This window comes from Paenibacillus darwinianus, from assembly GCF_000598065.1.
Classification (GTDB): domain Bacteria; phylum Bacillota; class Bacilli; order Paenibacillales; family Paenibacillaceae; genus Paenibacillus_I; species Paenibacillus_I darwinianus.
The window spans coordinates 1-12,038 of sequence record NZ_KK082116.1; the positions used below are offsets into that span (position 1 = coordinate 1).

12 protein-coding genes and 1 pseudogene are annotated in these 12,038 nt (G+C 60.6%); 9 read left to right on the forward strand and 4 right to left on the reverse strand.

What is annotated here, in order from left to right:
• The 3 genes and pseudogenes from BG52_RS15780 to BG52_RS00735 all read left to right on the forward strand — a co-directional run.
• Positions 1-227 (forward strand): annotated as a pseudogene (locus BG52_RS15780) (hypothetical protein); the annotation flags it as partial.
• Positions 228-264: 37 nt separating this feature from the next.
• On the forward strand, positions 265-1,221 hold the full coding sequence (locus BG52_RS00730; RefSeq protein WP_144340687.1) for a sugar kinase: 957 nt from the start codon (positions 265-267) through the stop codon (positions 1,219-1,221).
• Between the two features lies 1 nt (position 1,222).
• The gene (locus BG52_RS00735; protein ID WP_036585699.1) at positions 1,223-2,026 is read left to right on the forward strand and encodes a DeoR/GlpR family DNA-binding transcription regulator; all 804 of its coding nucleotides are present in this window, start codon (positions 1,223-1,225) and stop codon (positions 2,024-2,026) included.
• 112 nt (positions 2,027-2,138) lie between these two features.
• Here BG52_RS00735 and nagA read toward each other — a convergent pair whose 3' ends face one another.
• Together nagA and nagB are read right to left on the reverse strand one after the other, a co-directional pair.
• Complete coding sequence (nagA, locus tag BG52_RS00740; RefSeq protein ID WP_036585701.1) at positions 2,139-3,323, reverse strand: N-acetylglucosamine-6-phosphate deacetylase; 1,185 nt, start codon at positions 3,321-3,323, stop codon at positions 2,139-2,141.
• A complete protein-coding gene (gene nagB, locus BG52_RS00745) occupies positions 3,283-4,047 on the reverse strand; it encodes a glucosamine-6-phosphate deaminase (RefSeq protein WP_036585703.1) in 765 nt (254 codons plus the stop codon). The genes nagA and nagB overlap by 41 nt, the downstream gene beginning before the upstream one ends.
• Positions 4,048-4,298: 251 nt before the next feature.
• On the opposite strand from nagB, the gene fni reads away from it, so the two are divergent.
• The 3 genes from fni to BG52_RS00765 all read left to right on the forward strand — a co-directional run bounded on the left by fni (position 4,299) and on the right by BG52_RS00765 (position 7,217).
• Entirely contained in the window at positions 4,299-5,378 is a 1,080-nt protein-coding gene (fni, locus tag BG52_RS00755; RefSeq protein ID WP_036585707.1) for a type 2 isopentenyl-diphosphate Delta-isomerase, read from the forward strand.
• Between the two features lie 100 nt (positions 5,379-5,478).
• On the forward strand, positions 5,479-6,222 hold the full coding sequence (locus tag BG52_RS00760; RefSeq protein ID WP_036585708.1) for a class I SAM-dependent methyltransferase: 744 nt from the start codon (positions 5,479-5,481) through the stop codon (positions 6,220-6,222).
• Between the two features lie 11 nt (positions 6,223-6,233).
• Entirely contained in the window at positions 6,234-7,217 is a 984-nt protein-coding gene (locus BG52_RS00765; RefSeq protein ID WP_036666608.1) for an MBL fold metallo-hydrolase, read from the forward strand.
• A 127-nt stretch (positions 7,218-7,344) separates the two neighbouring features.
• On the opposite strand, the gene BG52_RS00770 is transcribed toward BG52_RS00765, so the two are convergent.
• Positions 7,345-7,884, reverse strand: coding sequence for a phosphatidylglycerophosphatase A family protein (locus tag BG52_RS00770; RefSeq protein ID WP_036585710.1), 540 nt, complete (start codon positions 7,882-7,884; stop codon positions 7,345-7,347).
• Between the two features lie 129 nt (positions 7,885-8,013).
• On the opposite strand from BG52_RS00770, the gene BG52_RS00775 reads away from it, so the two are divergent.
• From BG52_RS00775 to BG52_RS00785, 3 genes are all read left to right on the forward strand, one after another.
• Positions 8,014-9,060: a GerMN domain-containing protein gene (locus BG52_RS00775; protein ID WP_036585711.1), complete on the forward strand. Its 1,047-nt coding sequence runs from the start codon at positions 8,014-8,016 to the stop codon at positions 9,058-9,060.
• Between the two features lie 94 nt (positions 9,061-9,154).
• Positions 9,155-9,901, forward strand: coding sequence for a ribonuclease PH (rph, locus tag BG52_RS00780; protein ID WP_036585712.1), 747 nt, complete (start codon positions 9,155-9,157; stop codon positions 9,899-9,901).
• Positions 9,898-10,566, forward strand: coding sequence for a non-canonical purine NTP pyrophosphatase (locus BG52_RS00785; RefSeq protein ID WP_036585713.1), 669 nt, complete (start codon positions 9,898-9,900; stop codon positions 10,564-10,566). The genes rph and BG52_RS00785 overlap by 4 nt, the downstream gene beginning before the upstream one ends.
• A 67-nt stretch (positions 10,567-10,633) precedes the next feature.
• Here BG52_RS00785 and asnB read toward each other — a convergent pair.
• The coding region (gene asnB, locus BG52_RS00790; RefSeq protein ID WP_036585714.1) for an asparagine synthase (glutamine-hydrolyzing) at positions 10,634-12,038 on the reverse strand (1,405 nt) is incomplete at its 5' end.

The window sequence follows — 12,038 nt, forward strand, 5'->3', positions numbered from 1 at the left end:
TCGCCGATTACTCGGTTCTGTGGATGGTGCTGTCGATCGGCCTGTTCCTGGCGATCGCCGCGCTCGGCGGTGTTATCTCCAAGCCGCTGCGGGGAATCGCCGCTTCCATCCATGCCGGTCAAAGCGCCACCTCGCTCATAAACAAAGCGCGGACGATGAGCATCATCATTCTCGTGCTTTATCTTGTGATTATTTTCTTGATGCAATATCCGGATTACCGCGGCTAGCAGCCGTTAAACCGGGATGCCGGGAGGGAGCTTCTTCATGGATATGAGATCGCCCGACCTGATTACGTTCGGGGAAACGATGGGACTGTTTATGACGCCGGAATACCGGGGCCTGGAGCATTCCGCGACGGTTGAGCAGTCGTTCGGCGGCGCGGAAAGCAATGTCGCGATCGGCGCCGCGAGGCTCGGTTGTTCGGTTGGCTGGTTCGGCGCGCTGGGAGACGATCCATTCGGGGCCGCAATCTACAAAACAATGAGAGGCGAAGGCGTCGACGTCTCCCGGGCCCGACTGGTGGCGGGAGCAGAAACCGGCCTGATGTTCCGGGAAAATGCGAGCGGGAAGCTGGCCGTTCACTACCGGCGGAAAGGCTCCGCCGCCAGCCTCATGCGGCCCGAGCAGCTGGATGAAGCATACATAGCGGGCAGTAAGCTGCTGCATGTGACGGGCATTACCGCCGCGATCGGCGAGCATGCCCGGAGTTCGCTGCTGGAGGCGGTCCGCATAGCCAGGCAGGCGGGCGTCCGCATTTGCTTCGACCCTAATCTGCGGCTCAAGCTGTGGAGCCTGGAGGAGGCCAGACGGGCGCTGCTGCCGCTTGCGGAGCAGGCGGATTATTATCTGCCGGGATGGGATGAGCTGCAGCTGCTTTACGACACGAAGGACGAGGCGGAGATTCTGGACAGGCTCGCTGCGCTCAAGGCCGTCTCGGTGGTGAAAGGCTACGGCGAAGCCACGCTTGTACTGGACAACGGCAAGCGTACCGAAGTGCCGTTCCACCCTGCGGCTAAGGTGGTCGATACGGTGGGAGCGGGCGACGGGTTCTGCGCAGGTTTCCTGGCGGGAATCGTCAAGGGCGAGACGGCGGTCGAGTCCGTTCGCATCGGCAGCATCTGCGGCTCGCTTGTCGTGCAGGGGCGGGGCGACTGGGAAGCGCTTCCCGATTGGCGGACCGTCGAAGGGCTTCTATCGGATCGCGTCTGGGTGGAACGCTAGGATGAACGAGGGTCGGCTATCGAAGGGACAGCGCCGCCGGGAGCAGGTCATGGCCTTGCTGAAACGGCAGGGCAAAATGACGGTGCAGGAAATGGTCGAACGGTTCGGCTGCTCGGAAGCGACCGCACGGCGCGACCTTGAGCTTCTGGAGCGGACCGCTCCCCTGATCCGCACGATCGGCGGCGCGATGTACGACGGAATGGGCGGCGGTGGCGGCGTGCGGGACCTGCCTTTTAGCGAAAAGACCGGGTTGTCTCTGGCGGAGAAGGAGCGGATTGCGCTTAAAGCAAGCTCGCTGATTCGCGAGGGCGATGTAGTCGGACTGTCTGGAGGCACAACGAACTTCCTGATCGCCAAGCTGCTGAAAGCAAGACATGGCGTGACCGTGGTCACGAATGCGGTCAATATCGCAATGGAGCTTGCCGGCAGCGAAATTCAGGTCGTCGTAACCGGCGGGATCATGCGGCATAACAGCTTCGAGCTGTGCGGTCCATTGGGCGAAGGGATGATCGGGCAGCTGCATATCGGCAAAATGTTCATCGGCGTCGACGGCATTTCGTCCGCAGGAGGCATCAGCACGTATTCGGAGCAGGAAGCGCAGACGGCAAAGGCCATGATCGGCCGGTCGCAGGCCGCATATGCCGTGTTCGACCACACGAAGGCGGAGCGTACGTCGCTGTTCACGATTGCGGCGCTAGCCGAGCTGCGCGGCTTCATCACCGATGAGCGGCTGGCGCCGTCTCTGGCCGAGGCTGCCGCCGGGACCGGAATCGAGGTTCACATTGCGTCTGCGCCGGAAGAGTAAAGGGTTGGCATAAAGGGCAGGTTCATCCAGCGGGAATTTCCGCTGATGGGCCTGCCCTTTGGCAGGTTTATCGGCTTTGCAGTTTGGTAATGGACACGCGGTAAAGCCCCGATCAAGGCTGAGGATGAACGGCCCTGCCGCCTACCCATGTGCGGACGTGCTCGAAGCCGTGGCTGAGCAGAACGAGGTCAGCGGCCTTGCCGGGGGCGATGCTTCCAAGCTCTTCATGCAGGCCGAGCAGCTTGGCCGGATTCTCGCTCGCAAGCCGGCTTGCTTCGACGGGCGACAGTCCGCCGAATGCCATCGCGTTGCGGAATGCGCCCAGCATCGTCAAGGTGCTTCCCGCAAGATTGCCGCCGTCGGCCAGCCGGGCAACGCCTTCGCTGACGGTCACCTTGAGGCCGCCGAGCGCGTACTCTCCGTCGCCGAGCCCAGCAGCCGATATTGCATCCGTAATGAGCAATACCTGATCGGGCTGCTTCGCGCGGAGCAGAAGCTTCACGGCTGCAGGATGGGCATGATGGCCGTCCGCGATAATTTCGGCGCTCAGCCCGTCGCAGGTCAGAACCGCGCCCGTCGTGCCGGGTTCTCGATGGTGCAGGCCTCTCATGGCGTTGAACGTATGCACCGCATGGCTGAGCCCCGCTTCAACTGCGGCCGTTATGGTTTCGAAATCGGCATCGGTGTGGCCGCAAGCCGCGACGATGCCGGCGTCCCGCAGCCGGGAAATGAGCGCCGTCGCCCCGGGGAGCTCGGGTGCCAGTGTCAGCATCTGAATGAGGCCGGGGTAACGCCCGTTCCAGTCGGTTACCCAATCCGGACGCGGCGGTACGATATAGGCGGGATTTTGCGCGCCGGGCCATCGGGGGCTGATGAACGGGCCTTCCAGATGGACGCCCGCAAGCCTGGCGCCGACGCATGGCTGGGCGCGGTAACGCGCGACGGCGTCCAGCACACGTTCGATTGCGTCCTTCGGCGCCGTTACCGTGGTGGCCAGCATCGTTGTAGTGCCGTGCAGCGCATGGAAACGAGCAACCGTGTCGTAGGCGTCCGCTTCCGCATCCATGAAATCGCCGCCGAAGCCCCCGTGAACATGGACGTCGACGAAGCCCGGCAGCAGCCAGCCGCCCTCTCCGTCGATCGTTTCCATGCCCCCCTTAATCGTGTCCGCCCTCTCCTCTCCGGTATAAACGGAGGTAATCCGGCCGTTTGCCGCGCTCAGACTGCCGTGTACCACTCCTTGCGGAGTGACGATTCTAACATTCGTTATATGAATGGACCCCATTGCCGATAACATCGTTTAATTTCCTCCCTGCGTCCCGGTCAAGCAGAACGGTGACATTGGCATGCGTTTGCAGTAAAGAAGCGGGGCATGCGGTCGTGATCGGTCCGGCCAGCGACTCGCGCACAATTTCCGCTTTGTCCGGCCCGGTGACGACCAGCAGGATAGCCCTCGACTTTAAAATCGAACCGATGCCCATCGTGATGGCGCGTGCGGGCACCTTTGAGGGGGCGGTGAAAAAGCGGGCGTTGGCCTCCCGTGTCGCGAGTTTCAACTCGACGACATGGGTTCCGCCCGCCAGCGCGCTGCCGGGCTCGTTGAAGCCGATATGCCCGTTGTGGCCGAGGCCGAGCAATTGCAGATCGATCGGATGCTTCCGTAGCAGCTCGTCATATGCCGCGCATTCCGCCGCCGGATCGTCCGCATCCCCGTTCGGAATATGCGTACGGGAAGGGTCGAAATCGGTATGCCCGAATAGATGCCTGGTCATATAGCTGGCATAGCTTTGCTCATGAGAAGCGGGCAAGCCCGCATACTCATCCAGATTGAAGGTTGTGACGCTGCGAAAAGACAGGCTGCGGCGGCGATAGCTCTCCACCATTTTTTCATAAATGCCGATCGGCGTCGAGCCTGTCGCCAATCCGAGTACGGCGTCCGGCCGTTCGGCAACCGTATTCAGAATCAGCTCTGCGGCATGGAGGGCAACCTCTTCTTTCCGTTCGAACCGTTTGATTTGCAAGTCAAACGCCTCCCTCGATAGCTCTATACTCATCATAAGCGAAGCGAATCACCTTATCAATTATAAAATGATTAAAAAAATCATAATATTGATCAAATAAGTCAAAACTTATTTGGTTTACTCTTTGCATCGCCTCATCCGACGTGCTTACGGTCTGCAAAAAGGCTATACTTAGTAGACTGGAAACCAATCAATGCCTCTTATGGAGTCAGAGGCATTCGCGTTCATTACAAGGCTGGGAGGATCGAACAATGACGGCAGACAATCACGGGAACGCGGAAAAGAGCGATCCGGCGCGAAGCACGGTCCGGCGCAAGGGCGAGCACATTCGCATCTGTCTGGAGGAAAATGTGGAGAGCGGCGTCTCAACGGGGCTGGAACGGTTCCGTTTCCGCCATAACGCTCTGCCGGAGCTTGATTTCCGGACTTTGTCGATCGGCGGCGCGTTCCTTGGCAGGGTGCTTCGGACGCCGTTCTTGATCAGTTCGATGACAGGCGGCACGGATGAATCCGGGGAGATCAACAGGCTGCTGGCCGAGGCGGCGGAAGCACGCGGCTGGGCAATAGGGCTGGGGTCGATGCGGGCGGCGGTTGAAGACGGCTCGCTGGCCGCTACGTTTCATGTCCGGCAAGTCGCACCGACGATCCCGATTCTCGCGAACATAGGAGCGGTTCAGCTTAACTACGGCTATGGCGCGGAGCAGTGCCGGCGCGCGGTCGACATGGCTGAAGCCCACGGTCTGGTGCTGCATCTAAACGGGCTGCAGGAATTGTTCCAGCCGGAGGGCGACACCGATTTCAGCGGTCTGCTACGTCGGATTGAATCGGTATGCCGTTCCATCGGCGTACCGGTCGGCGTGAAGGAGGTCGGGTGGGGCATCGACGGCGATACGGCGGCCAGGCTGTACGACGCGGGCGTCGCGTTCATCGATGTGGCCGGTGCGGGCGGCACGTCCTGGAGCCAGGTGGAGAAGCACCGCAGCACGGATCCCGTCAGGCGGGGCGCTGCCGGCACGCTAGCGGCGTGGGGGACGCCTACCGCCCAATGCATTCGAGATGTGCGGGCCCGGCTACCGCAGGCGACGATCATCGCCAGCGGCGGGCTGCGGACGGGACTAGACGCGGCCAAATCGATTGCGCTGGGGGCGAATCTGGCCGGCTTCGGCAGGTCGTTGCTACCGGGCGCTGCCGCCGGTTCGGCGGTCCAGCGCTTCGAGTCGCTGCTGCGGCAATGCGAGCAGATTGAATTTGAACTGAAGGCTGCGATGTTCGGCATTGGCGCCGGCACGGTTGAAGCGCTCAGGGCGACGGATCGGCTGGTCGAGCTTTGAGTTTTGCCGCCGCCCTCCCCCATACTGTACAATAGAGAGCATATCGTTTCGAGCGGCGGCCGATTGCGGCGCAGCGACATTATTGGGGAGGTTCGGTTTCGTGGGGGAATGGTTTGAGCGCAGCTTCGGCTCGGATTACATGATCGTTTACAAGCATCGGAATTGGGAGAACGCCTATCGGGAAGTCCGAAACATGGTCGGATTTCTGGATATGCCGCAAGGAGCTGCGGTGCTGGATGTCGGCTGCGGCATGGGCCGCCACGCGCTGGCGTTGAGCGGCATGGGCTTTCGTGTAAGCGGCGTCGATCTGTCCGAGGAGTTGCTGCGGGAAGCGGCCATAAGGGACCCGGAGCGCCGGGTGGAGTGGTTGCGGGGCGACATGCGGCGGCTGCCTTTTGCGGATGGGAGCTTTGACGCGACGGTTAATTTTTTCACTTCATTCGGCTATTTCGAATCCGAGGAGGAGAACGTTTCGGTGCTGCGCGAGCTGCGCAGGGTACTGAAGCCCGGGGGGCGGTTTCTGATTGATTTTCTGAATCCTTCCTATGTTCGCGGAACGCTGGTTCCTTTCTCTGAAAGAACGGACGACGAGACGGGCTGGATCATTACCGAAAGCCGGCGCATCGAGAATGGGGCGGTCGTAAAGGACATCCGAATCCGGACGCAGGAAGGCGATGAGCGCACCTACCGGGAGCGCGTCCGATTGTACGGACCGGACTGGTTCGAGGCGCGTCTTCCGGAGACCGGGCTGACATTGGAACGGCTGTATGGAGATTACAGCGGCTCGGCATTCGCGGAGAGCGAATCCCAACGGCTGATTATGACGGGGGTGAGCCCTGCATGAAGCCCGGGGCTATGCAAGACGAACTCACGATGCTGGAGGGCGGATGGATGCGGCTGAAGGTGCCGTTGCCTTTTTCGCTCCGCTTCGTCAACGCATATCTCATTCCGGATCCGACCGGCGGTTATACGCTCATCGATCCGGGACTTCACACGACGGCGGCTGAAGAAGCGTGGGAGCGCACCATTGACCGGCTTGGCATCACCTACGACAGCGTCCGGCAAATTATTTTGACCCATATGCACCCGGATCATTACGGCATGGCGGGCTGGTTCCAGCTCAAATCAGGCGCGCCGGTCCTGATGTCCCGCGCTTCACACGCTTATGCGAGGAGGCTCTGGGGGCAGGACCGCGCGTTTGACGCCGAGTTGACGGCTTTGTACGATCAACACGGCATGCCGCTCGAACTGCTTGCGCAGATCGCGCCGCATCTGGAAAGCTTCGTCGCGCTCGTCTCGCCGCAGGCGGAAATAACCTATATCGCCGAAGGCGATCGGCTGACGTTCGGAGGCGGGGAATGGACGGCCATCGCGACGGAGGGACATGGCGAGGGCCATCTTTGCTTTTACAGACCGGATACCCGGCTCATGGTGTGCGGCGATCAGGTGCTGCCGGACATTACGCCGAACGTGAGCGTTGTGCCAGGCGGCAAGGGCGGCGAGCTGCGCCGGTTTCTCGCCAGCCTGGAGCGGCTCGAATCGTATGACGTGGCGGCTGCTTTTCCGGGCCACCGGGATCCGTTCACGGATTTTGCCGGCCGCATTCGCGAGCTGAAGGAGCATCATGCCCGCAGGCTGGATATGCTGGCCGGGTGGCTGGACGAGCCGGTTGCCGCTTATGACATATGCGTGCGCATGTTCGGCGAGCGGATCGGCGGCAATATTCACAACCTCCGTTTTGCCCTGTCCGAGACGCTGGCGCACCTCGATCACCTGGTTGACGAAGGACGCGCCGAACGTGTCCGTCGAGGGGAAGGATTCATGTACCAACGCAAATGAGTCAGATTTCGCATGACATACAAAGGACTGCCCTCCGCTTCGCTTGCATGCGAAGCCGGGGACAGTCCTTTCGTATTTCAGATGAGAACGGGTCCATTGTCGGGCCGCACACGCCTGGCCCGGCCGTTCAGTCAAGCGGCAAATCGGTGTTCTGCTCCCGCTCCGCCTGCTTGCGGTGCGCGATTCGGCTGCTGGCCGATGCCGCGATGGCGCCGACGATATCGTCGAGGAATGTATGGATTTCTCCGTCTTTTTTATCGTTGAGCTTCTGCAGAATGCCGGGCTTGAGCTTGTCGATATAACCGAAATTCGTAAACCCGATGCTCCCGTATACATTTACGATCGAAAGCGCCAGCACTTCATCGCACCCGTAAAGCCCTTCATCATGCTCGATCATCGCTTGCAGCGGCGGCAAAAGCTTGCCCTCGGCGGCCAGCAGGTCCAGCTGAATGCCTGTCAATACGGCGTTCTGCACCTCGCGCTTGGAGAGCACTGCGTCAACGTTCTGCTCGCACTCCTCAATCGTCAGGCTCGGAAAATACTGCTGCTGCAGCAACATGACGAGCTCGGCAATCTGTCTTTTCTGCACGCCGCGTTTAAGCAGCCATTCCTCCGTCGCATTCGCGACCTCCTTGCTGTTCAGAGCGTATTTGCTCGGATCTGACATGTAGAGCCCCCCTTGTGCGTGATGTGGACATAACAGGTCTAAAACGGTGAATAGCCCGTATACATAGTACTACAAATCCGGGGTTGTACCAAATTTATCCGGAATGATCGATAGGGAGGCACGGTTAATATGAGTCGAATCCGTCCAATGAAACGGGCAGCCGTCGCGGGAGTGTTGGCGCTGCCGCTGTTCGCTTCGGGCTGTGGCTTGCTGCCGGGGCAGTCGGCCAAGCAAATCGATCCGCCTCAGGTGCTTTACGATGAGGGGCAGGCATCGGAGCAAGCACAAGCGGCTGAGAGTGGCGCCAAGACCCAGATGACGCTTTACTTGAAGGACCGGTCGGGCTTCGTCGCGCCGGTGTCGGTAACGACTTCACTGACGGATCAGGAGAAAGCAGGACAGAAAGCGCTTGAGATGCTCGTTGATGGCGGCCAATATGCCCGAGAGCTGCCGTCTGGCTTCATGGCCCTGTTGCCCAAAGGCACGCAAGTGACCCAACTGGACATCGTGAATGACCAGAAGCTGGCGATCGTCGATTTCTCCGGGCCTTTTGCCGATTACAACGCTCAGGATGAACGGAGGATGCTGGAGGCCGTGACGTGGACGTTAACCGGCTTCCCCGGCATTGAAAGGGTACAGATCTGGTACGAGGGCGAGAAGCTGGATGAAATGCCGGTGGACGGCTATCCGCTCGACGAACCGTTGACGCGGGCGATTGGCGTGAATCTGGAGCTTGCGCCGGGCGCCAATTATGCGGATTCCATGCCTGTGACCGTCTATTTCTCCGCGCTCTCGGACGAAGACGAGCAATATTACGTGCCCATCACCCGGCTCATCAAACGAGATGCGGACCCCGGACTTGCGGCGCTGCGTCAGCTGGCCGCCGGACCGGGGGAGAAGGAGCTCAACGGCGTGATGACGTCTGATGCGGAGGTGTCCGCGCTCAAGGTGGAGGGCGACGTCGCAACGGTCGAGATGAAGCTGGCTGATTTTGAAGAAAATCAGGCCGCTCCGGCGGAAATGCTGCAAGCGGTCGTGTTGTCCGTAACGGAAAATACCGGCGCTTCCAAGGTGCGAATCCGCATCAATGGCTCCTCTAAGGTAACCGGAACCGACAATCGCTCCTATGCGGAGCCGGTCACGCGCCCCGATCACGTAAATGCATTGAAGGCGTAGAGGCGTCCGCCGCCAGGATGCTTTTCCGGTTGGACTCTGTTAAAATGGTAACGATTAACGGAACCAGAACCATTTTTTGCAGGAGGCTAATCCATTGAGAACCGATAAACGCTCGTTGAACGAGCTTCGGCGGTTGACGCTGAAGCCGCATCCAAACAAATACGCGGAAGGGTCCGTCTGGATCGAAATGGGCGATACGAAGGTGCTGTGTACCGCGACGGTAGACGAGAAGGTGCCCCCTTTCATGAAGGGGCAAGGCAAAGGCTGGATCACCGCCGAATACTCGATGCTGCCCCGCGCGACCCAAACCCGCAACCAGCGGGAGTCGGCCAAAGGCAAGCTGACAGGCCGCACGATGGAAATTCAACGGCTGATCGGGCGGGCGCTCCGTTCGGTCATCGATTTGCAAGCGCTTGGCGAGCGCACGATAACGCTGGACTGCGATGTTATCCAGGCAGACGGCGGAACGCGCACCACCTCGATCACCGGCGCTTTCGTGGCGCTGGCTCTGGCCGTGCACAATCTGTCCCTGCAGCATAACTTCAATCGGTATCCGATTACCGATTATCTTGCGTCGGTCAGCGTCGGCGTCATTCAGGAGCAGGCGATGCTCGACTTGAACTATGAAGAGGATTCGAAAGCGAAGGTGGACATGAACGTCGTCATGACCGGAACAGGAAAATTCGTCGAAATCCAGGGCACCGGCGAGGATGCGCCTTTCTCGCGGGATGAGCTTCAGAAGCTTCTCTCCCTGTCCGAGGAAGGCATCCGCACGCTGATCGAGAAGCAGAAGGAAGCGCTCGGGCCGGTCGGAGCGCGAATCGGCGCGACGCTCGTATGATCAAGGGTGCGGACACCGTCGTCGTCGCGACCAAAAACGCGGGCAAGGTGAAGGAATTCGCCCATGCCTTTGCGCGAATGGGATGGCAGGTGCGCAGCATGTTCGATTATGACGGCATGCCTGACATTGTAGAGGATGGCCTGACCTTCGCGGATAACGCGCGCATCAAAGCGCTCGAAGTGGCCGAAGCGCTCGGCCTGCCCGCGCTGGCCGACGATTCCGGCCTTGAGGTTGAGGCGCTCGGCGGCGCCCCGGGCGTATATTCCGCCCGTTATGCGGGGGAAGGCGCCGACGATGGGCGCAATAACGCCAAGCTGCTGGCCGAGCTGGGTCGTCTGGGACCGCTGCCCGAAGCGGACGGCCCGGATGGGCTGCCTGACGGCGTGCGTGCATTAAGCCGCGCCAGATTCGTGTGCGCGCTCGCGCTGTACGATCCCGCGGACCGCTCGTTCCGGGAGACGGTAGGCTATGCCGACGGTTGGGTGCTGGACCGTCCGCTGGGCCAAGGCGGCTTTGGCTACGATCCGCTGTTTTGGGTGCCGGCTTACGGGCTGACGATGGGACAGCTGTCGACCGACGAGAAGCAGTCCATCAGCCATCGGGGCCGGGCGCTGGAGCGGCTGCTGGCCGAACTTTCTCAGACGGGATTGAACGCCCGGAAATAACGAACATCCATAAACGCTGCATAAGAAACCGCTGGAGCATCGACGCCAGCGGTTTTTGGTTGGTATGTCATCGGATCGAAACGTTGTAATGCCGCAGCCAGGTATCGACCTGCGTCAAGTAGGCGAACAACTGGGGGCCCGACATGAGCTGGCCGAACCAGGGTATATTCGATTGGGCCGATTCCGATTCCGCAATCTCCCGTACTTTTTTTGTGTTGATCAGCGGGAGGAGCGGGGAGGACGAATCGTTCAACACGTCGAGCAATCGCCGGCGGACCGACTCGAGATAGTTGGGGTTATGGGTTTTCGGATAAGGGCTTTTTTTGCGCGTCAGCACGTCGCCGGGCAGCACGCCCTGCAGGGCGCGGCGCAAAATCCCCTTTTCGCGGTCGCCCGTCGTTTTGATCTCCCACGGAATATTGAACACATAATCGACCAGCCTGTGGTCGCAGAACGGCACCCGCACCTCGAGCCCGACGGCCATGCTCATCCGGTCTTTGCGGTCGAGCAGCGTCGGCATGAAGCGGGTGATGTTCAGATAGGACATTTCGCGCATACGCCGCTGTCCTTCATTCTCGCCGGGCAGATAAGGCACCTCGGCGATCGCCTCCGCATAACGCGCCTCTATATAATCAAGCGGCTTGATCCAAGCGGCGATATCCGCCGAGATCAGGTCCGCGCGCATGCCGGACGCCAAAGCCCATGGGAACGTATTCGCTTGCAGCGATTCCTCGCGGTGGAACCACGGATAGCCGCCGAATATTTCGTCGGCTGCCTCGCCGGAAATGGCGACGGTCGCCCCCTTCTTGATTTCCCGGCAGAACAAATAGAGCGAAGCGTCGACATCGGCCATGCCGGGAAGGTCGCGTGCCAGCACCGCCTCGTCAAGCGCGGCCATCAGCTCGGGCGTGTCGAATTCGATGTTGTGATGGTGCGTGCCGAGGTGGGAGCTCATCCGCTTGATCCAAGGCGCGTCCGCGTTGGGCTGAAAGGCATGCGCCTGAAAATGCCTGTCGTTGTCGACGTAATCGACGGAATACGTATCGATTCGTCCTTGCCCATTCCGGTCGTAGTATTCGACCGCTAGCGAAGTGAGCGCGCTCGAGTCCAGGCCCCCGGACAGCAGTGTGCAGACCGGCACATCGGAGACAAGCTGGCGCTCGACTGTATCCTGCAGCAGCTCTTTCACTGTGGAGGCGGTTTGCTCCAGCGATTCCGCGTGCGTGCGGCTTTCCAGCTTCCAATAGGTCCGTACGTGCACGCCCGAACGGTCGACGGTCATGCATTGCCCCGGGCGCAGCTCGGTCAGTCCGCGATACACGCCTTGGCCCGGAGTCCTGGCAGGACCGATGATGAAAATCTCGGCCAGCCCTTCGGGGCCGACCTCCGGCTTGAAGGCCGGATGGGCGAGAATCGCCTTGGGCTCGGAACCGAACAGGAACATCCCGTCCGCTTGGGTGAAAAAAAACGGC